This is a genomic window from Mycobacterium sp. 134 (assembly GCF_048282715.1).
GTDB lineage: Bacteria > Actinomycetota > Actinomycetes > Mycobacteriales > Mycobacteriaceae > Mycobacterium > Mycobacterium septicum.
In genome coordinates this window covers 3,436,400-3,457,012 of record NZ_JBLVUN010000008.1, presented here as the reverse complement: position 1 = coordinate 3,457,012, position 20,613 = coordinate 3,436,400, and the positions used below count along the sequence as shown (strand labels likewise).

At 67.1% G+C, this 20,613-nt stretch carries 18 protein-coding genes; 9 read left to right on the top strand and 9 right to left on the bottom strand.

The window, feature by feature from the left end; translation table 11 throughout:
- Nucleotides 1-64: 64 nt before the first annotated feature.
- Entirely contained in the window at nt 65-1,813 is a 1,749-nt protein-coding gene (locus ACNQVK_RS21255) for an AMP-binding protein (protein WP_418031083.1), read from the top strand.
- The gene (locus ACNQVK_RS21250; protein WP_418031082.1) at nt 1,813-3,093 is read left to right on the top strand and encodes a hypothetical protein; all 1,281 of its coding nucleotides are present in this window, start codon (nt 1,813-1,815) and stop codon (nt 3,091-3,093) included. The genes ACNQVK_RS21255 and ACNQVK_RS21250 overlap by 1 nt, the downstream gene beginning before the upstream one ends.
- Nucleotides 3,094-3,120: 27 nt before the next feature.
- Here ACNQVK_RS21250 and ACNQVK_RS21245 read toward each other — a convergent pair whose 3' ends face one another.
- Both ACNQVK_RS21245 and ACNQVK_RS21240 read right to left on the bottom strand, forming a co-directional pair.
- Nucleotides 3,121-3,561, bottom strand: a complete 441-nt coding sequence (locus ACNQVK_RS21245) for a hypothetical protein (protein ID WP_418031081.1) — start codon at nt 3,559-3,561, stop codon at nt 3,121-3,123.
- A 50-nt stretch (nt 3,562-3,611) separates the two neighbouring features.
- The gene (locus tag ACNQVK_RS21240; RefSeq protein WP_418031080.1) at nt 3,612-4,310 is read right to left on the bottom strand and encodes a GAP family protein; all 699 of its coding nucleotides are present in this window, start codon (nt 4,308-4,310) and stop codon (nt 3,612-3,614) included.
- Between the two features lie 73 nt (nt 4,311-4,383).
- Between ACNQVK_RS21240 and ACNQVK_RS21235 the strand changes: the two genes are divergently transcribed.
- On the top strand, nt 4,384-5,712 hold the full coding sequence (locus ACNQVK_RS21235) for a hypothetical protein (protein ID WP_418031079.1): 1,329 nt from the start codon (nt 4,384-4,386) through the stop codon (nt 5,710-5,712).
- A gap of 8 nt (nt 5,713-5,720) precedes the next feature.
- Here the strand turns inward: ACNQVK_RS21235 and ACNQVK_RS21230 are convergent, their stop codons facing one another.
- From ACNQVK_RS21230 to ACNQVK_RS21220, 3 genes are all read right to left on the bottom strand, one after another.
- On the bottom strand, nt 5,721-8,801 hold the full coding sequence (locus ACNQVK_RS21230) for an RND family transporter (RefSeq protein ID WP_418031078.1): 3,081 nt from the start codon (nt 8,799-8,801) through the stop codon (nt 5,721-5,723).
- 166 nt (nt 8,802-8,967) lie between these two features.
- On the bottom strand, nt 8,968-9,702 hold the full coding sequence (locus tag ACNQVK_RS21225) for a hypothetical protein (RefSeq protein WP_418031077.1): 735 nt from the start codon (nt 9,700-9,702) through the stop codon (nt 8,968-8,970).
- Between the two features lie 43 nt (nt 9,703-9,745).
- Nucleotides 9,746-10,114: a hypothetical protein gene (locus ACNQVK_RS21220; RefSeq protein WP_044519495.1), complete on the bottom strand. Its 369-nt coding sequence runs from the start codon at nt 10,112-10,114 to the stop codon at nt 9,746-9,748.
- Nucleotides 10,115-10,250: 136 nt separating this feature from the next.
- Here ACNQVK_RS21220 and ACNQVK_RS21215 point away from each other — a divergent pair, with 136 nt between their 5' ends.
- Together ACNQVK_RS21215 and ileS are read left to right on the top strand one after the other, a co-directional pair.
- Nucleotides 10,251-10,817, top strand: a complete 567-nt coding sequence (locus ACNQVK_RS21215) for a hypothetical protein (RefSeq protein WP_418031076.1) — start codon at nt 10,251-10,253, stop codon at nt 10,815-10,817.
- Between the two features lie 312 nt (nt 10,818-11,129).
- Nucleotides 11,130-14,315, top strand: a complete 3,186-nt coding sequence (ileS, locus tag ACNQVK_RS21210) for an isoleucine--tRNA ligase (RefSeq protein WP_418031075.1) — start codon at nt 11,130-11,132, stop codon at nt 14,313-14,315.
- Nucleotides 14,316-14,325: 10 nt separating this feature from the next.
- On the opposite strand, the gene ACNQVK_RS21205 is transcribed toward ileS, so the two are convergent.
- The gene (locus ACNQVK_RS21205; RefSeq protein ID WP_418031074.1) at nt 14,326-14,544 is read right to left on the bottom strand and encodes an RNA-binding S4 domain-containing protein; all 219 of its coding nucleotides are present in this window, start codon (nt 14,542-14,544) and stop codon (nt 14,326-14,328) included.
- A gap of 33 nt (nt 14,545-14,577) precedes the next feature.
- Between ACNQVK_RS21205 and ACNQVK_RS21200 the strand changes: the two genes are divergently transcribed.
- Complete coding sequence (locus ACNQVK_RS21200) at nt 14,578-15,960, top strand: DNA polymerase IV (RefSeq protein ID WP_418031073.1); 1,383 nt, start codon at nt 14,578-14,580, stop codon at nt 15,958-15,960.
- On the opposite strand, the gene ACNQVK_RS21195 is transcribed toward ACNQVK_RS21200, so the two are convergent.
- From ACNQVK_RS21195 to ACNQVK_RS21185, 3 genes are read right to left on the bottom strand one after another with little or no spacing between them, the layout of a single operon-like run.
- Nucleotides 15,942-16,400, bottom strand: a complete 459-nt coding sequence (locus ACNQVK_RS21195) for a hypothetical protein (RefSeq protein WP_418031072.1) — start codon at nt 16,398-16,400, stop codon at nt 15,942-15,944. The two genes, ACNQVK_RS21200 and ACNQVK_RS21195, sit on opposite strands and share 19 nt — an antisense overlap.
- Nucleotides 16,401-16,458: 58 nt before the next feature.
- The gene (locus tag ACNQVK_RS21190; RefSeq protein WP_418034249.1) at nt 16,459-16,935 is read right to left on the bottom strand and encodes a hypothetical protein; all 477 of its coding nucleotides are present in this window, start codon (nt 16,933-16,935) and stop codon (nt 16,459-16,461) included.
- Nucleotides 16,936-16,948: 13 nt separating this feature from the next.
- Nucleotides 16,949-17,917 (bottom strand): asparaginase domain-containing protein, encoded by a 969-nt coding sequence (locus ACNQVK_RS21185; RefSeq protein ID WP_418034248.1) that lies wholly within the window; start codon nt 17,915-17,917, stop codon nt 16,949-16,951.
- 45 nt (nt 17,918-17,962) lie between these two features.
- Between ACNQVK_RS21185 and lspA the strand changes: the two genes are divergently transcribed.
- Genes lspA through rarD form a run of 3 tightly spaced genes read left to right on the top strand, consistent with a single transcriptional unit; the run spans nt 17,963 to nt 20,585 of the window.
- Nucleotides 17,963-18,712, top strand: a complete 750-nt coding sequence (gene lspA / locus ACNQVK_RS21180) for a signal peptidase II (RefSeq protein WP_418031071.1) — start codon at nt 17,963-17,965, stop codon at nt 18,710-18,712.
- Nucleotides 18,712-19,635 (top strand): RluA family pseudouridine synthase, encoded by a 924-nt coding sequence (locus tag ACNQVK_RS21175; RefSeq protein WP_418031070.1) that lies wholly within the window; start codon nt 18,712-18,714, stop codon nt 19,633-19,635. Before lspA ends, ACNQVK_RS21175 begins: the two co-directional genes overlap by 1 nt.
- Nucleotides 19,636-19,685: 50 nt before the next feature.
- Nucleotides 19,686-20,585 carry an EamA family transporter RarD gene (rarD, locus tag ACNQVK_RS21170; protein WP_418034247.1) on the top strand — a complete coding sequence of 300 codons (900 nt, stop codon included), beginning with the start codon at nt 19,686-19,688 and terminating at the stop codon, nt 20,583-20,585.
- Nucleotides 20,586-20,613: the final 28 nt, after the last annotated feature.

Here is a 20,613-nt window from a genome sequence, read left to right as displayed (position 1 = left end):
GTCTGGATATCACCACATCGACAGGTCTGCGAACGCAGTCCGTCGAGCACGAAAGGTATTTCACGTGATCGCATCTTCTCTGACTGCCGTGCTGCGGGAGCGCGCAAGTGTGCAGCCGAACGAACCTGCGTTTACCTACATCGACTACGACCACAGCTGGGACGGCGTCGAGGAGACGCTGACCTGGGCGCAGATGTACCGCCGGGTGAAGAACCTCGCCGTGGTGCTCCGCGAGCATGCGTCGGTGGGGGACCGCGCCCTGATCCTGGCTCCGCAGAGCCTGGAGTACATCGTGGCCTTCCTCGGGGCGATGGAGGCGGGTCTGATCGCGGTCCCGCTGTCGACGCCGATGGCCGGGGCGCACGACGAACGGGTGAGCGCGGTGCTGCGCGATGCAGCGCCGACCGTGCTGCTCACCACGTCCGCGGTGGCCGGCGATGTCGCGCCTTACGCGCAGTCCGACTCCGGTGGTGTCGCTCCCACCGTGGTCGAGGTGGACGCCCTCGACCTGGATGCGCGCAGCGGCGGGCGCCTCAAACGCGAGACCCTGCCCGAAACCGCCTATCTCCAGTACACGTCGGGCTCCACCCGGACCCCTGCGGGCGTCATGGTGTCGAACCGCAATCTGACGGCCAATTTCGAACAGATGATGGGCGGCTTCTACTCGGACTACGACCGCGTACCGCCCGCCGACAGCACCGTGGTGTCGTGGCTGCCCTTCTATCACGACATGGGGTTGCTGCTGGGGGTGTGCGCACCGATCCTCGGTGGCTGGCGGACCGTCGTGATGAGCCCGCTGTCGTTCCTGGCGCGGCCCGCACGGTGGCTGCAGCAGGTGGGTACCCGCCCGCACGCGCTCACCGCGGCTCCCAATTTCGCCTTCGACCTGGCAGCTGCCCGCACCAGCGATGAGGACCTGGCCGGGTGCGATTTCGGCAATGTCCTGAGCATCATGAGCGGTGCCGAGCGTGTGCACGACGTGACGGTGCGCCGCTTCGCGGATCGCTTCGCGCGCTTCAACCTCCGCGCGGCGGTGATCCGCCCCTCCTACGGTCTCGCCGAGGCGACGCTGTACGTGGCGACGAGATCGCCGGGGCAGCCTCCGCTGGTGGCGCAGTTCGAGCCGGAGAAACTATCGGCCGGACACGCCGAACGGTGTGCCAACGGAACGGCTTTGATCAGTTACGGCACGCCGGATTCGCCGCTGGTGCGGATCGTGGAGCCCGAGCTGCGCACCGACTGCCCGGCGGGCGCGATCGGCGAGATCTGGGTGCACGGCGAGAACGTCTCCGCCGGATACTGGAACAAGCCGGACGAGACCGAGCAGACCTTCGGCGGCAGCCTCGTCGATGCGCCTGCCGATGTGCCGACCGAAAAATGGTTGCGCACAGGAGATCTGGGGTTCGTGTCCGAGGGTGAGCTGTTCATCATCGGCCGCATGAAGGATCTGCTGATCATCCGTGGACGCAACCTCTACCCCGACGACATCGAAGCGTCGGTGCAGGTGATCACCCGTGGGCGGGTGGCTGCTGTCGCCGTGCCCGACGATGCGACGGAAACGCTGGTGGTGGTCGCAGAGGTCAAGAACAAGGGCGATGACGCCGATGCCGTCGCCGAGCACCACCGGACCGTGAAAGGCGAAGTCGCCTCGGTGGTGTCCACGGCACACGGGGTGGCAGTCGCCGATGTGGTGCTGGTTTCCCCGGGCTCGATTCCCATCACCACGAGCGGCAAGACCAGGCGCTCGGCGTGTGTGCAGAAGTACCGGGAAGGCAGCTTCAGCCGCGTCGATGCGAAGGTGCCCGTCAGCTAGTGGTCGGGTCGGTATCTGAGCGACGGGTTCGACGTCCACTGCTCTCGCCGTCGGGCCTGGGTCGCGGCCGGGTTGCCGTCTACGCCGGCGTCGCGCTGCTGATAGCTGCCTGGACGCTGGCCATCGTCTACATCGCGGTGTCGGTCGTTCCGATCGACCACTACCTGATCTCGTACTACGTCGTCGACTACCGCTTCGGCTTCACCCGGCGCGGTCTCGCCGGGGAGATCGTCGGAAATGTTTCTGACGCCGGGTTTTTCACCAACGCCTACCTCATGCGGTGGATCTCGACGGCGGTGTACGTGCTCGGCCTCGCCGCGCTCGCGTACAAGCTGCTCGGGAAGCGCCGTTCCGAACGCCGCATCATGGTGGCGTTGCTGCTGGCCGTGCTGCCGTTCGGAATCCCGTACGCGGTGTACTCGGCCCGCCCTGATCTCTTCGGGGCGGTAGCCCTCATCATCCTGTGCCTGGCGCTCACGGCGGTCTCCAGGGCACGGTCAATGGTGTTGTGCTGTGGGCTGTTCGGGGCTGCCATCGCGGTGCTCGCCCTGATGCACGAGGGCATGGCGCTGGAGTTCGGGTTGGGCGCGATCCTGGCGATCCTGGTCCTCGGCCGCGGACTGGCCGCGTCAGCGCAACGCCTCGGCGCCGCCCTGGCGATCGGACCGGGTCTGATCGTCGCACTGATCGTGGCGGCCTTCGCGAACCACGATGTCAGCGGCAAGGTGTGCAGCACGGTCCCGCACCGGATGATCGAGACGCCGTTCGCGTCGATCAAGTCCTTCCCGGACTTGATCGCCTACTTCACCGGTGCCGTGCACAGCGACGCGGATTACCACGACTGGGTGTGCGGCTGGTACCTGTCCACCTTCGATCACACCGTCACCGACGGGATCAGAGAGGTGGCCGCGGTCGGACTGCCCGCGCTGGTCGGATCGTTCGTGTTGGGCGTCGTGGGCGTCGCCCTGACGTTGCGGGCAGTGAGTTACTTCTCCGGGGTATCCCTGCGCAGCTTCGTCGGCGAGCTGAACGGTAGGTACGCCCTGCCTGCCGCCGGTGCGTTGTTGACGGTGCCGTTGTTCATCACCGGTGTCGACTGGACCCGCTGGCTTCTCGTCGTCGCGTTCGACGTGGTGGTGGTCTACGTCCTGTATGCGAACGGGCGACCTGAGATCGACGAGACGCCGCCGAAACGCGCAGTCCGGCTGTTTCCCTTCGTGGCCCTCGGATTCATGCTGATTCCGCTGGGCCTGGCTCCCGGCGGTGGCTCCACGAGGTAGTCGTTGTGAGGTAGCCGTTCGTACCGGCTACCCGAACGGCCACGGCGGCGGTGGCAATCCCGGCGGGGGCGGGGGAGGCGGCAATCCGGGCGGCGGCGGAGGTGGCGGTAGGTCCTGCGGAGACGGCAGTTGAGGCCCCGGCAGGCCCAACCCGGGCAGCGCAGGCAGGGGAAGCCCCGGCGGGCCGACCGACACCGGCACGCTCACCTGGACCGGAGCCGGCAGGTCGGACGGCCACGGACCCGGTTCCGGAATCGGACCGACCTGTGCCAGCACCTGCTGCACTTCCGGGGTACACGTCGGGCACTGCAGCATCGGTGCGTCGTTCTGGGCGTCGCCGTTCGCGGCGTTCTCGATCGCCTGCGGATCGACGGGGTCGGCGTGTGCGACGCCGCACCCGAGTGCGTACATGGCAGCGCCGACCGTGGCGACCCCGGCCGCTCTCAGCAGCCTGTGCGGGAAATTCACCGAGTGCTCCCTCGATTGGAATGTCTCTCGATCATAGTGGTTTCGGATGTTCACAGCCCCGCCGCACCAAGGGCGACAAGCGCCGTTCCGGCCAGCGTCAGGATCAACGCGACGTCCCGCCGGGTGCGGGTGTGGACCCAGGCTCGCATGGCCTCCAACCGGGCACGGGTCGCGGCGGGCGCCACCAGGAAACTGGCGATGGGAATGGCCACGACGGTATTGGCGACCGCGACGAAGGTGACGAGCAAGCCCAGCTGGAGCGACGGTGTGGCTCCGGACGTGGCGATCAGGACCAGCAGGGCCAGATAGTCGATGGAGGGCAAGGCGATCGCCAAACCCATCGCTCCCGAGAACCAGGGTGAGCTTCCACCCACCAGGCTCTTGACCCTGGAGGTCACGAACGCGACAGTCCGGGTCTGGCCCGGAAGCCGCGGCTCGCCTGCGGAATCGGGAGTGCGGGAGAACTGGCCGAGCGACACCTTGCTCGCCAACACGGCCGCCGCGAGCACCGCGAGCACGCCGAACGCGATCTGCACCTTCGCGGTGCTGAACTGCGGCGCCCCCAGCATCGCGGGACGCACCACGAACAACACGATCAGGCCCGCCGTGACGCTCATGAGGAAGCTGCCGGACAGGAATGCCATCAGTTGCAGCGCGGGCCTCGGTCTGCCGAGCGCCAGGGTGATCAGACCGAGGCGGATCGGCTCGAAGTTCACCGCGATGGCAAGGCCAAGCACGGTGATCCACACATCAACGGACCTTACTCGAATCGATGGCACGGTGGCCCGGCCCCGAAGGTCGGCCACGATCTACCATGCCGACGTGGACAACACCCTCACGTACATGGATCAGGGGTCATTCCTGGGACTGCGGGCGCTGGGGCGCGCGCCGATCATGCAGTTCACCTGGATCTATCGCGATGGGGTTGACATCGCCGGGTTGCGGCGATTCCACGTCAATCTCGGGCACGGGTTACTGGGGCGCCGCATCGAGCGGTCGCCGCTGCCGTTCGGCAGGCATCGCTGGGTGCGGTCGGCAGGTCCCGCCGATATGTCCGTCGCCGCGGCGGAGCGCCCACGGGCGGAGGTCGCCGCGTGGGCCGACGAACGCATCGTTGTTCCCATCGATCCCGAGCGTGGACCCGCATGGCACCTGGGTGTCCTTCCGCTGGCCGATGGCGGCGACGCGGTCACCCTGGTGGTGTCGCACTCGGTCGCCGACGCCTTGGGTCTGACACTCGCGATCGCCGACGCTTCCGAGGGAATCCGGCATGAATTGGGTTATCCGGCGCCGGGATCGGCCCCCCGCAGGCAGGCTCTGTTGCGGGACGTCCGGCGTGCGGCCCGGGATCTTCCCGAGGTGGGACGAGCGGTCCTCGCCACGGCGCGGGTTGCCCGAGAGCAGAGTGAGGATCTGGCGGCGTCGGCCAAGTCGGCCGCGCCGGTGAGCGGGCCGGGGTCCTCCGACCCGGTCATTCCGCCGACGGTCACGGCCTACGTCGATTTGGAAGCCTGGGACGACCGAGCCGAAAGCCTTGGCGGAACGAGCAATTCACTCTTCGCCGGCTTCGCTGCCCGGCTCGGGCAACTGCTCGGCCGGGTAGATGCAGACGGGCGGGCCATGCTGTCGTACCCGGTCAGTGATCGCACCGATGGCGATACCCGTGCCAATGCCCTCAATACCGTCACCGCGATCGTGGACCCGGCCAAGGCCAGTATCGACCTGACTGAGATCCGCGGCGAGCTCAAGCGCGTGCTCACCGAGTTGGGCACTTCGCCCGACGCCAACCTGGCCCCGCTGCCGCTGACCCCGTACGTGCCGAAGGTCATGGTGCGCAGGCTGGAACGCATGGTGTTGAAGGTCGGAAGCCCGATCGGCTGCTCAAACCTGGGTGAGTTGCCCGCGGCGGCGAACCGGCCGGACGGCGCCGAAGCCGACTACGTGTCGTTCCGCCTGGTCGAGCCCGGGATCACGCCCGGGGTGCTGGAAAGTCTCGGGGGACTGCTCTACCTTGCCTCGGGCCGCGGCCACGGACGGATATTCCTCACCGTGTCCGCCTGGACGATCGGCGGGATCAACACGCGCGCAGAGCTTTCCGAGGCGGTGCGGCGCACGCTTTCCGAATTCGAGCTGCCCGCGACCATCGACTGAGGTCCGGGTCAGTCCGTGACGGCGGCCAGTTCCTGCTCGGGCTCCGTGCTCTGGGCCTTCTTCGGAGGCGCTTTCACTTCCGGTTGCCAGCGGGACGGCCACCAATTGAATCGTCCCACCAGTACGGCGATTGCCGGCACGGTCGTGGTACGCACCAGGAACGTGTCGAGCAGGATTCCCACACCGATGATGAAACCGGCCTGCACCAGTGTGCTGATGCTGGCGAACAGCATTCCGAACATCGAGGCGGTGAAGATCAGGCCTGCCGCCGTGATCACGCCTCCCGTTGCGCCCACCGTTCGGATCACCGCGGTTCGCAAGCCGTGCGGCGATTCTTCCCGTATTCGAGAGATCAGCAACAGGTTGTAGTCGGCACCGACCGCGACCAGGATGATGAATGTCAGTCCGGGCACGCTCCAGTGCAATTCCTGACCCAAGAGCTCTTGGAACAGCAGTACTCCGATGCCGAGTGCCGACAGGTATGAAATCACCACTGAGGCAATCAGATAGAGCGGCGCCACCAGGGCGCGCAGTAGGACCACGAGGATGAGGAACACCACGGCGACCGTCACCAGGATGATGAATCGGATGTCCTCGTTGTAGTACTCACGGGTATCGCGGAGCGACACCGAGTATCCGGTCATCGACACCTTGGCATCGGCGAGCGTCGTGTTCGGTTGCGCATCGCGAGCGACGTCGAGAATCGCGTTGATCTGATCCATCGCATCGGTACTGAACGGGTTGAGCTTGGTCTGGATCATGTACCGCACGGTGTGGCCGTCGGGGGAGAAGAACAGCGCCGCAGCCTTTTTGAAATCATCGGTGGCCAGGAACTGCGGGGGCACGTAGAACCCCGACATGGACGGTGTCCTAGCCTCGTTCTTCATCGCCAGCAGGAAGGCCGACGCGTCGCCGAGTCCGCCGCCCATCTTCTTGGTCTCGTTCACCAGCAGGCCGACACCGTCTGCCACCTGCCGGCTGGCCTCGGCAAGCGTGTCCGCGTGCTGCTGCAGCGTCGCCATCTGCTGCCGCATGCTCGACGGGTTGTCCAGCCCGGCCGAGCTCAGTGCCTTGGTGGCGGTATCGAACGCACCCCGGAGATTGTCGGTCGTCGCACCGAGGGTCTGGTTGCCCTCGGTCGCCTTCAGCTGCCTGGCCAACTGGGCGATGCCGGCCAGGGTGCCGTTGTCGCCAGCGTCGACCATGCGTTGCAGCTGCCCACGGGAGTTGCGGCAGGAGGGATCCACATCGCAGATCGGGCTGGCGTTCAGCGCGGTCAGGACCGGCCGGGCCTGCTGGACGGAGTCGGCCGCATCGTCGAGGGTCACGCCGATGGAATCGCCGAGCGATCGCATCGCGAGGACCAGCTTGGCGGCACTGTCGAACTGGTTGAGCGCCTTGTCGCCACCGAACTGTTTCTGCATGGAGCTCAACGCGTCGATCAGACCGCCCACCGTGACCGCTGCCTGGCCCAGCTGCCCCTTCACCCCGCCCAGTACATCGGCGATCTGGGTGGCGCCGCTGGCCAGCTTGTCCATGTCGCCGCCCCGCTCGGAGACCACCGAGGAGGCGTCGTTGAGTTTGGAGCCGACCTCGCCGGCCTGGAACGACAGCCTGGCCTGCTCCAACGACTCTCCCGTGGGGCGGGTGATCCCGCGAACCGCCTCGATGTTGGGGAGCTGACTGATGCGGTGGGCCATCTGTTCGAGGTCGGCGAGCTCCTTCGGGCCGCGCAGATCGTGTGGTGATTCGATCAGGAGATACTGGGGCAGGCTGGAATTCACCGGGAAATGTGCGGCGATCGCGTCATATCCCTGGAGGCTCTCGACGGTACCGGGGAGCGCCTTGCGGTCGTCGTAGTTGTATCTCGCCAGGCCCGCACAACTGGCGAGCACCACCAACAGCATCAGGCTGGCGATCAGGTTGCGCCGCGGATTTCGCACGATCCGCACACCCGACCGCCGCCACAGCGTGTTGGTGAGGCTCTTGCGCGGCGAGACCCAACCACGACGGCCCGCGAGGGTGAGCACCGCGGGGAGGAAGGTCATGGCGGCCAGGCAACCGATGGCGATGGCGACGGCAAGCGCCACTCCGACCGACGAGAAGATCGTCAGCTTGGTGAAGATCATCCCGATGAAGGTGACGGCCACCGTGGCCGCCGACGCGACGATCACCGGGCCGATCGAGTGCAGGGCGCTCTTGACGGCCTTGTCGGAATCTTCGCCGAGCCGGAGAAAGTCGTGATATCGGCTGATCAGGAAGACGGCGTAATCGGTTCCTGTGCCGGCCAGCATCGCGGTGAGAAAGACGATGGTCTGGCCGGAGATGGCAAGGCCGAGACTGCCCAATGCGGCCACGACGCCCTGTGCGGTCGCCAGCGACACCCCGATGGTCAGCAGCGGCAGGATCATCGTCAGCGGATTGCGGTAGATGATGATCAAGATCGCCAGGAGCATGCCCACCGTGGCGATTTCGATGTGCACGCGATCGCGTTCGCCCACCTCGGCGAGGTCGGCAAGCGTGGCCGCCGGGCCCGTCACATGTGCGGTGATGCCGGATCCGCCGCCGCCCACGGTGTCTTTGACGATCCGGACGACGTTCGACGTCGCGGTGTAGGACTGCGGCGAGCCCAGTTCGCCGGTCAGGCTGACCGGCAGTAGCCATGCCTTGCCGTCCTGACTGCTCATCACCTGGCGCAGGGGCGGTGTGGTGATGAAATCCTGCATCGTCACGACGCTCGCGGTGTCGGCGCGCAACTTGTCGACGAGGCTGCGGTAGACGGTCTCGTCGGCGCCGTCGAGGCCGTTCTCGTCGCTCAGGACGACCAGCAGGATGTTGTCCGACCCGGACTCGTGAAAGGCCTTCGACATCTGTTGGGCGGCAACGGACCCAGGTGCGTCGGCCGGCAACATGGCCGGCGGGGTCTTCTGGGAGAGTTCGGTCAGCGACGGGAACATCGGGGGCAGCGCGGCGGCGAGTACCACCCAGAACGCGATCACCAGCCAGGGCCACCGAACGACGACACCGCCCAGCTTGTGGAACGTGCCGCTCTCGGGGTTGTCCGCGCTGCCGTGCAGGCGTTGCAACAACTGTGCTGCCCTACTGATCCTGCATGTCCTTACCTACTTCGCCATCGAGCGCATCCGACGGGTCGTCCCGGCGCTCGATGGGACGGGCGACGCTTTCAGTGCGCCCAGTGTATGTGGTGTCCCGGACCGGCCGGGTGGGCTCGCTCTGCCTGTGCGCCCGCTGTGGTCACCGATTGCTCGGGGCCAGCCAGCGGGTCTTGATCCGCCAGGAGTGCGCCGAGGCGAGCGCGAAGATGGCGCCGCAGGCGCAGGCGAAAACCCACACCAGGCGACCGTTCTCGATCGGCTGCAGCGCCGGTACCAGGGACGTGATGATCCGGGTCGTGCAGGCCAGCATCCCGCTGACCGATGCGAACAGGTAGATGTTGGCGATCCGGCGGGACTTCGGGTCCCGGCGCAGCACCAGCATGGCTCGAGCGCCGTAACCCAACAGGTAGAGCAGCGTGCCGCAGAGCAGGATCCAGTAGGCGCTCAGCCAGAAATCCGTCGGCACCTGGAAGAAGTCGGCCCGGTACACCGTGGCGCCGTTGCCCATCGAGAAGGTCGCCAGCAGCACAGGGATACAGATGGTGGCAGGACGCTCGACGTACTGCTTGAAGGAGCGCTGCATGGCGCTGTCGTCCTGAAGGCGGCCCAGGGAGTTGTAGACGATGGCCGACGCGGCCACGATGTACGCATCGTGGCCGAGGTAGTCCTCGACGTTCCACTTACCGGTCAGCTCATACAGAACGTGCCCGATGGTTTCCGAGGCCCACGGCGACATCAGCAGCACCGCCACGCCCTGCAAGGCGATGTTCAGGGTGGCGGCCACTTCCCACCGGCAGGACCAGGTGACCCTTCTGATCCACAGACTCCATGCGATGCAGCCCAGTGTGATGGCGATGAGAGTGGCGACGGACATAGCATTTGCCTCGGGAGATGGTGCCGGAACGGACGCGCCGCTGCTAAAGCGGGGGCGCGTCGTGTCGTGGGGTCAGTTGGGACAGTTTCTTGGGCCGGTGCACGGCAGGCCGGACCCGGGTGGCGGTGTCCACAGGAGCCACGGTCACCGGCGACGACTCCATGTAGTGCCAGACTTCCTGGCGGCTCATCAGGCCGAACCGGATCTGCAGGTCCGGATAGCTCAGGTGGAAGCGGTCGGCCACCTGGCGCAATTCTTCGGCGTTGGGATAGTCGGCTTCCTTGACGCGCCGGTAGTACGTGCTGCTGGATACTCCCAGCGCGCTGTACACGGCCTTGGCGTCGACCTCGCCGTCCAGCAGATAGTCGAGCAGGGCCTTGAGCTGCCTGCCGTTCTCGTCGGTTCGCGGCATCAGAACACCATAGACCCCGAGCCCGCAGTTGGTCTCAGCGAACCGCAGCAAAGCCAGCAGTGGTGTTATTGACAACGCTGTCAGACTTTTGGCACAGCTCTCCCATATTTGGGAATCTCTGGCTACCGTTACATCTATGTCTGTTTCCGTCCTGCCCGACGCATATGGCAACGGTTCGTGGATCGCCGACTACGGCACCGTCGGACCGCCGGCCGCCTCGGATATGGCAATGGTGTCCAGTGCGCTGGACGACGTGTTGTCCGCAGAGTTGCACGGCGCCCAGATCGCGCTGGGCTGCACGGCCGAGGACTTGTTACTTGCGGCCGTGGGCCGGACGGTCGCCCGGGCGATCGGTGACGGCGTGCTGACCGTCGATGTCGTGAGCGGTCCCGAGCGGGCCGGATACCGTCGCGTCGGAGTGTCCTGTGTGTCGCATCGTGGCATGTCGGGGCCTGAACTGCTCGCAGCCGCACGACCAGGTGTCGACAACGGCGACCACCCATCGGCGGACATGCGCTTCGCGTACGGGGACGGGCCGCGGACGGGGCATTCCGAGCATCCGCTGGCCCTGCACGTCCATCCGGACAGCGAGACCACCATGCGCCTGCTCTGGCGGTTCGACGCCCGCAGGTTCGACCGGTGCACGGTCGATGAGTTGGCCGAGCAGTTTCCGCTGGCCCTGATCGAGATCACCTCCGGTTAGGTCTGATTTCCGAATTGTTTGCGGCGCTCATTAGACTGGGCTGATCGGCGCTGATCCGGACATCACCGGGGAGCCTTCGGAAGAACAGCTACGGCATTCGAGTATTCGGGTTCGGCGTAGCCCAGTAGAACCGAACGGGTGGGCCCGTGATCGCCCGGAGTTGAGCGGCGCGCTGCGTGCAGCGCGCAAGCGGGGTGGTACCGCGGCGCTTGCGCACCCGTGCGACGTCGTCCCCGTGCCTGGACACACAGGCTCCCCGGGTGGGGAGCCCCGACGCGGCCCGGCCGCGTCATAGGCACAGGAGACGCGTCAGTGACTGCCCCATCGGAGTCTTCAACGTCGGCTGGGTATCCCAAGCCGGCCGCACCCAACTTCCCCGAGCGGGAACTTGAGGTGCTCGACTACTGGGCTGCCGACGACACCTTCCGGGCCAGCATCGCGCGCCGTGCCGATGCCGAGGAATACGTCTTCTACGACGGGCCACCGTTCGCCAACGGGCTCCCGCACTACGGCCACCTGCTGACCGGTTACGTCAAGGACATCGTGCCGCGCTACCGAACCATGCGCGGTTACAAGGTGGAGCGCCGGTTCGGCTGGGACACCCACGGGCTGCCCGCCGAACTCGAGGTGCAGCGCCAGCTCGGCATCGCCGACAAGGCCCAGATCGAAGAGATGGGCATCGAGAAGTTCAACGAGGCGTGCCGCGCCTCGGTTCTGAAGTACACCGACGAATGGCGTGCCTATGTGACCCGCCAGGCCCGGTGGGTGGACTTCGACAACGACTACAAGACCCTGGATCCGACCTTCATGGAGTCGGTGATCTGGGCGTTCAAACAGCTGTGGGACAAAGGCCTGGCCTACGAGGGCAACCGGGTGCTCCCGTACTGCTGGAACGACGAGACCCCGTTGTCCAACCACGAGCTGCGGATGGACGACGACGTCTACCAGAGCCGCCAGGATCCGGCGGTCACCGTGGGCTTCACCGTGACCGACGGCCCACTCAAGGGTGCGCACCTGTTGATCTGGACGACGACGCCGTGGACGTTGCCGTCCAACCAGGCCGTCGCCGTCAACCCCGACATCGACTACGTGCTGGTTCAGGGTCCCGACGGGCGGCGCTACGTCCTGGCCCAGGCTCGGCTCGCCGCGTACGCCCGTGAGCTCGGGGAGGAACCCGAGGTTCTCGGCAGCTACACCGGGCGGGATCTGCTCGGCACGCGGTACCTGCCGCCGTTCACCTATTTCATGGACGCGCCCAACTCGTTCCAGGTGCTCGCAGCTGATTTCGTCAGCACCGAGGACGGCACCGGCATCGTGCACATGGCCCCCGCCTACGGCGAGGACGACAAGGCCACCGCGGACACCGCCGACATCGTCGCGGTCACCCCGGTCGACTCGAAGGGCCGATTCGACGCGTCGGTGCCCGATTACGCGGGACAGCATGTCTTCGAGGCGAATTCGCAGATCATCCGCGACCTCAAGAACGGCGACGGGCCTGCGGCGGCCAACGGCGCGGTGCTGTTGCGCCACGAGACCTATGAGCATTCCTACCCGCACTGCTGGCGGTGCCGGAATCCGCTGATCTACCGCGCGGTGTCGTCGTGGTTCATCAAGGTCACCGACTTCCGGGACCGGATGGTGGAGCTCAACCAGCAGATCACCTGGTATCCCGAGCACGTCAAGGACGGACAGTTCGGTAAGTGGCTCTCCAATGCCCGCGACTGGTCGGTGTCGCGAAATCGGTACTGGGGCAGCCCGATTCCGGTATGGAAGTCCGATGACCCTGCCTACCCGCGGATCGACGTCTATGGCAGCCTCGACGAGCTCGAGCGCGATTTCGGTGTGCGGCCGACCGATCTGCACCGGCCGTTCATCGACGAGCTGACGCGGCCGAACCCGGACGACCCGACCGGCAAGTCCACGATGCGCCGTATCGAGGACGTGTTCGACGTGTGGTTCGACTCCGGGTCGATGCCGTACGCGCAGGTGCATTACCCGTTCGAGAACCGGGAGTGGTTCGACGGAGTCGGCGCCGGCGGTGCCGACAGTCCGGCCAACGGAACCGATGCGCATTTCCCCGGCGACTTCATCGTCGAGTACATCGGCCAGACCCGCGGCTGGTTCTACACCATGCACGTGCTGGCCACCGCGCTGTTCGACAAGCCCGCCTTCAAAACCTGTGTGGCGCATGGGATCGTCCTGGGCAACGACGGCCAGAAGATGAGCAAGTCGTTGCGCAACTACCCGGATGTCAGCGAGGTCTTCGACCGGGACGGGTCCGACGCCATGCGCTGGTTCCTGATGGCTTCGCCCATCCTGCGTGGCGGCAATCTGATCGTCACCGAGCAGGGTATCCGCGAAGGCGTCCGGCAGGTGCTGCTGCCGTTCTGGAACGCCTACAGCTTCCTGGCGTTGTACGCGCCGAAGAAGGGCACCTGGCGGACCGATTCGGACAACGTGCTGGACCGCTACATCCTGGCCAAGTTGGCTCAGCTGCGTGACGATCTGACCATCTCGCTGGACACGTGCGACATCTCCGGGGCATGCGACGAACTGCGGCAGTTCACCGAGGCGTTGACGAACTGGTATGTGCGCCGGTCACGTTCGCGCTTCTGGGAGGAGGATGCCGATGCCATCGACACCCTGCACACCGTCCTCGAGGTGACGTGCAGGCTGGCTGCGCCCCTGTTGCCGTTGGCGACCGAGGTGATGTGGCGGGGCCTGACCGGTGAGCGTTCGGTGCACCTGACCGACTGGCCCGAAGCCGATGTGCTGCCCAAGGACGCCGATCTGGTGGCCGCGATGGACCAGGTGCGCGAGGTGTGTTCGGTGGGTTCCTCGCTGCGCAAGGCCAAGAAGCTGCGGGTGCGCCTACCGTTGCCGAAACTGACTGTGGCAGTGGAAAACCCGTCTTCGCTCGCGCCGTTCGCGGATCTGATCGCCGACGAACTCAATGTCAAGGACGTCGAGTTGACCGACGACATCGACGCCTATGGCAAGTTCGACCTCGCCGTCAACGCCCGCGTCGCCGGTCCCCGGATCGGCAAGGACGTGCAGGCCGCGATCAAGGCCGTCAAGGCGGGGGAGGGCGTGGTCAATCCCGACGGCACGCTGACCGCCGGGCCGGTGGTGCTGCAACCCGAGGAGTACACCGCCAAACTGGTTGCCGCCGATCCGGAGTGGACCGCGGCCCTGCCCGACGGCGGGGGCCTCGTGGTGCTCGACGGAACGGTCACCGAGGAACTGGAGGCCGAGGGTTGGGCCAAGGACCGCATCCGCGAACTGCAGGAACTGCGCAAGTCGACCGGCCTTGAGGTGTCCGACCGGATCGCGGTGCAGATCTCGGTTCCGGCCCAGTACGAGCCGTGGGCCCGTACCCATCGAGACCTCATCGCCGGTGAAATCCTTGCCACTGGTTTCGAGTTCGTCGACGGGGTGGCGCTGCCGGAGGGCACAGAGATCGGGGACGGGGTGCGGGTCGCGATCGCCAAGGCGTGAGGCGGCCCGGTCAGGCGCCGGCAACCCGGGCCGTGCGGTCACCGAGTGAAACGGTGTCGCCGGGGTGGAGCTGGCGGCCGCGCCGGACTTCGACCTCGCCGTTGACGCTGACAAGGCCATCTGCGATGACGGCCTTGGCGTCGGCGCCGCTGTCGATCAGGGAAGCCAGCTTGAGGAACTGTCCCAGGCGAATCGACTCGTCCCTGATCGGTACGTCATCCGGCGTCATGAAAGTCAGGCTAGCGCCATAGCATCAGCAACTATGAACGGCGCCGAGGTCACGGGCGCGGGCGGACGCTGGGTTCTGCACCTCGACATGGATGCGTTCTTCGCCTCCGTCGAGCAGCTGACCCGTCCCACCCTGCGCGGCAGACCCGTGCTCGTCGGCGGTATGGGTGGTCGCGGTGTGGTGGCCGGGGCCAGCTACGAGGCGCGCCGCTACGGTGCGCGCTCGGCGATGCCGATGCATCAGGCCCGCCGGCTGGTCGGTGCGCCTGCGGTCGTGCTGCCGCCCCGCGGTGCCGTGTACGGCGTGGCCAGCAGGCGGGCGTTGGACACCGTGCGCAGCGTCGTGCCGGTGCTCGAGCAGCTGTCCTTCGACGAGGCGTTCGGAGAACCTGTTGAACTGGCCGGCGCCACCGCGGCCGATGTCGAGGAGTTCTGCCAGCAGTTGCGGGCCAAGGTGCGCGAACAGACCGGGCTGGTGGCCTCCGTCGGGGCCGGATCCGGAAAGCAGATCGCCAAGATCGCCTCCGGGTTGGCCAAACCCGATGGGATCCGGGTCGTCCGCCGCGACGAAGAGGCGCGGCTGCTCGACGGCCTACCGGTGCGCAAGTTGTGGGGGATCGGACCGGTGGCCGAGGAGAAGTTGCACCGGCTCGGCATCGAGACGGTGGGTGCGTTGGCCGCGCTGTCGGATGCCGAGGCCGGCAGCGTGCTGGGCACGGCGGTCGGTGCCGCGTTGCATCGGCTGGCCCGCGGAATCGACGATCGCCCGGTGGCCGAGCGGGCCGAGGCCAAGCAGATCAGCGCCGAGTCGACATTTCCCGAGGACCTCACCACGCTGCGTCAGCTTCAGGATGCGATCGGCCCGATCGGCGAACACGCGCACCGGCGCCTGGAGAAGGACGGCCGCGGCGCCCGGACCGTGACCGTCAAGCTGAAGAAGTCCGATATGAGCACGCTGACCCGTTCTGCCACACTGGCCTACGCCACCACCGAGGCCGCCACCCTGATCGGCACCGCCCGGCGGCTCTTGCTCGACCCGGTCGAGATCGGCCCGATTCGTCTTGTGGGCGTGGGTTTTTCAGGACTGTCCGACAGCAGGCAGGAATCGTTGTTCCCGGACCTGGAACAGCTCGACGACATCTCCGACTCCCACCACCACAGCGCCGAGACAGCCCAGGTAACCCAAACCGGCTGGCGCATCGGCGACGACGTGGCGCACCCCGAGCACGGCCATGGCTGGGTCCAGGGCGCCGGACACGGGGTGATGACCGTACGGTTCGAGACCCGGGCCAGCGGGCCGGGACTGGCCAGGACCTTCCCCGACGACACACCCGGATTCCGCCGGGCCGACCCGGTTGCCAGCCTGGACTGGGGCGACTATCTCAGCGGATTGGCCGACTACCAGAGCACGCCGTAGGTGCTGCTCAGAATGAAGCCGTGCTCGCCGTACGTCTTGCATGTGACCGTGCCCTGATAGCCGACTCCGCAACTGGCGCCCCAGTTCTCCAGGCGGTGACCCTCGGGCAGCACGTCGACGTCGCGGGTGAACGAGGCGGTGTCGGAGTGCCGGTAGGAGGCGGGCCCGCCACTGTTGACGAAGATCTGGTTGCTGCCCGCCGGGGCATCGATCGGCACGGCGTCACAACCCACCGGGCCGCCGTTGGGACCGATTCCGCAATGACGACCGTCCGGCGTCCGGAAGAACACACCGTAGAAATCGGTGGGCGAGCTGTAGTGCCCCTCGGCGATGGGGTAGCTGTCGATCTGGTCGGCGCCCGGCGGTGGCTCGGCCGCAGCAGTGGGTGCGGGGCCCAGTGTCAACAGGCCGACCGCGGCAGTTGCCATGATGTGGCGCATAGGTTCCATTCAACCGACGTCGTCAACCCCCGCGGCCGGCGACGTGAGCTACACCCGGCTACCAGAGCACGCCGGACGCGGTGTCCAGCGAAAAGCCATGTCGGCCCGAGGTTTTGCAGATCACCGCGCCCTGCTCGCCGATACCGCAGCTGGCTCCCCAGTTCTCCAGGCGGTGTCCCACGGGCAGCACGTCGACATCATCGCGGGTGAAGGACGCGGTTCCGGAATATCGGTACGAAGCGGGTGCGCCGCTCTCGGCGAAGGTCTGGTTGGTTCCTGCCGGTGCGTCCCCGGGCACCGCGTCGCAGCCGACCGGTCCCCGGTTGGGCCGGATTGCGCAGAATCGGCCGTCCGGCGTTCGGAAGAACATCCCGTAGAAATCGGTGGGTGAGCTGTAGTTGCCCTCCGCGATGGGGTAGCCGTCGATCTCCTCGACGCCGGGTGGTGAGGGCAGCGCCAGCGCGGTCGGAAGTGGGCTGAGCACCAGTAGGCCGGCGGCAGCTGCCGCCGAAATGTGGAAACGCACGTTCTCTATTGAACACAGGGCGTCAACCCCAGGCTTCGATGACCTCGACAACCGGCCGAACGCCGGCCAATGCGGCCATCAGCAGGACTCGGGCCTGCGGTGGGCGCAGCCGGGGCAACACCACCGCGCCGGCATCGACGAGTTGCTGTCCGGGGCCGTACTGCGCGGCCACCGGGCCGCCGGGAACCCGCGTCGATATCGCGACCACCACGCCGTCGCGGCAGTGTCTGCGGACCCCGTCGATCAATGCGGCCCCAGCATTGCCCGAGCCGACCGCTTCGACCACGATCCCCCGCGCTCCGGCGGCGACACAGGCGTCCAGGGCAGCGGCGTCCGCTCCCGGGTAGGCGGCCACGATGTCGACCCGGGGCGCTGAGGCCGCCGCGAACGCACCGAGAAAGGCGCGCGCTTTCGCTGTGGTGATCTCACACCCGGCGTCGGTGACCGTTCCGAGCGCGGTGCCGGTGAAGGCGTCCAGATCGCGGGTATGACGCTTGTGCAGGCCCAGCGGTTGCCACACCGTGCCGGCGAAGCTGACCGCCACGCCGAGGTCCCGGGCCTGCAAGCCGGCCGCGACGGTGATCGCGTCCCGCAGGTTGCCCGGTCCGTCACTGTCGGGATCGTCTGCGCTGCGTTGCGACCCGGTGAGAACCACGGGGACCGTTCCGCCGCAGGTGAGCTCGAGCCAAAGCGCGGTCTCTTCCATGGTGTCGGTTCCATGGGTGATGACGACTCCGTCGGCATCGGCCGCCGCGGCGCCGACCGCGCTTGCGATCCGGTCCCAGTCGGCGGGTGTCAGCAGTGCGCTGTCGGTCGCCATCGCGTCGACGATGTCGATCTGCGCCGCAACGGCCATACCCGCCGTCAGCTCAGCGCCGGTGCGCGTCGGACGTCTGATTCCATCCCCGTCGGTGCTGGTCGAGATGGTGCCACCGGTGGTGATGACGACGATGCGCCGGGGCGGGTGCGCGGACAGCGTTGCGGGCTCCATCACGGTGCAGATTGTCCCGCATCGACTGTTTGGGATGATGGGAGAGTGACTGATGAAACGTCAGGCCCGGCGGAGCCGGTGACCGACGCAACCGGGGACACGAAATCGTCCTCCGTAACCGCTGCTCCGCCTCGGCGGCGGCTGCGTCTGCTGCTCACCGTTGCTGCCGTGGTGCTGTTCGTCGACGTGGTGACCAAGGTGCTTGCGGTGCGCCTGCTGACACCCGGCCAACCCGTGTCGATCATCGGTGACACCGTCACCTGGACGCTGGTGCGCAACTCCGGCGCGGCGTTCTCGATGGCAACCGGCTACACCTGGGTGCTGACCCTCATCGCCACCGGCGTGGTGATCGGCATCGTCTGGATGGGCCGCCGGCTGGTCTCTCCGTGGTGGGCCCTCGGTCTGGGCATGATCCTGGGCGGTGCGACCGGAAACCTGATCGACCGCTTCTTCCGCGCCCCCGGACCGCTGCGCGGCCACGTGGTGGACTTCTTCTCGGTCGGCTGGTGGCCGGTGTTCAACGTGGCCGATCCGGCGGTCGTGGGCGGCGCCATCCTGTTGGTGGCGTTGTCGCTGTTCGGCTTCGACTTCGACACCGTCGGCCGGCGCCAGCCGGGCGACGAGACTGCTGGGGTGGGGCGCCTGGACGATCCCGAGCCGGAAAAGGTGGAGCCGGAACCGGCTGTCGCCGCAGATGCTCAGGTCACGGACGCCGAGACCGAGGCTGAGGAGGCCGGTGACGCCGCCCCGGCCGACGAGTCGAGCACGGTCGGTCGCCAGGCCGAGACGTCATAGTGACGACCCGGTCGATGCCGGTGCCCGAAGGCCTGGCAGGAATGCGAGTGGACGCCGGGCTGGCCCGACTGCTCGGGCTGTCGCGAACGGCCGTGGCGGCCATGGCCGAGGACGGCGGCGTCGACATCGACGGCGCCCCGGCCGCGAAGTCCGACAAACTGGTCGCCGGGTCCTGGCTGGAGGTCCGGCTGCCCGAGGCGCCCGCTCCCGTCGAGAACACCCCGGTCGACATCGAGGGCATGGACATCCTCTACGCCGACGACGACATCGTGGCGGTGGACAAGCCGCCCGGCGTGGCCGCACACGCCACGGTCGGCTGGCACGGTCCAACCGTGTTGGGAGGACTCGCCGCCGCCGGATTCCGGATCAGCACCTCGGGCATCCACGAACGCCAGGGCATCGTGCACCGACTCGATGTCGGCACTTCCGGCGTCATGGTGGTGGCGCTGTCCGAGCGGGCCTACACGGTGCTCAAGCGGGCGTTCAAGCAGCGCACCGTGGAAAAGCGCTATCACGCGCTGGTGCAGGGGCACCCGGATCCGTCGAGCGGGACCATCGATGCCCCGATCGGGCGGCACCGGGGTCACGACTGGAAGTTCGCGGTCGTCGAGGGTGGCCGGCACAGCGTCACCCATTACGACACCGTCGAGGCGTTCCAGGCCGCCAGCCTGCTCGACATCCACCTGGAGACCGGCCGGACCCACCAGATCCGCGTGCACTTCGCCGCGCTGCATCACCCGTGCTGCGGCGACATGACCTACGGTGCGGATCCCACGTTGGCGAAAAAGCTTGGGCTGGAACGTCAGTGGTTGCATGCCCGGTCCCTGGCCTTCGCCCATCCGGCTGACGGCCGGCGCATCGAGATCACCAGCCCTTACCCGGCCGACCTGCAAGCCGCCCTCGACGTCCTGCGCCGCCACTAGCCGTGGGTGGTCAGGCCCCGCCGCAACAAGCCGCCGCAGGTCGCTCGGGGGTGCTGTTCGGTGCGGGTGCCTACATCTGGTGGGGACTGTGCCCGGGCTTCTTCCTGTTGTTGCTGCCCGCGGGGGCGCCGGAGGTGCTGGCCCACCGCATCGTGTGGAGCGCGCTGTTCCTGCTGCTGGTGCTGGCGGTGGCGCGGCGACTCGGTGATCTACGCCGGTTGACGCTGCGGACCTGGCTTCAACTGCTGGCGGCCTCCGTCCTCATCGCGGTCAACTGGGGGACGTACATCTACGCCGTCACCACCGGTCACGTCGTGGACGCAGCGCTGGGCTATTTCATCAACCCGTTGGTGAGCGTGCTGCTGGGCGTGCTGGTGTTCCGCGAACGGATCAACCGCTGGCAGGCGACAGCCTTGGTGCTCGCGCTCGTCGCGGTGGCGATCCTGACCGCCGAACTGGGCGCACCGCCCTACATCGCGGTGATCCTCGCGCTGTCCTTCGGGGTGTACGGCCTGGTCAAGAAAGTGGTGCAGGCCGACCCGCGGGTGAGCGTCGCGGTAGAAACGTTGCTGGCCCTCCCGCTCGCCGCCGGCTACGTGATCACCCTGGAGGTGCTGGGCCAGGGGAACTTCCTCAACCACGGCCCCTGGCACGCGGTGCTGCTGATGCTCGCCGGACCCGTCACCGCGGTGCCGTTGCTGTTGTTCGCGGCGGCCGCGCAGCGGCTTCCCATGGTGACGTTGGGCCTGCTGTTCTATCTCAACCCGGGACTGCAGATGGCCTGGGGCGTGTTCATCGGCCATGAGCCGATGCCGCCGGGCCGATGGGTCGGTTTCGCCCTGATCTGGGTGGCGCTGGTGATCATGACGGTCAGTGCACTGCGCAGAAAGCCGGCGGATTCGCCGGCCGAGATTGTCGATCAGGTGGAACCGGAATCGTCATCACGGTGACAGGCTGGAATCGACAACCAGGAGGACA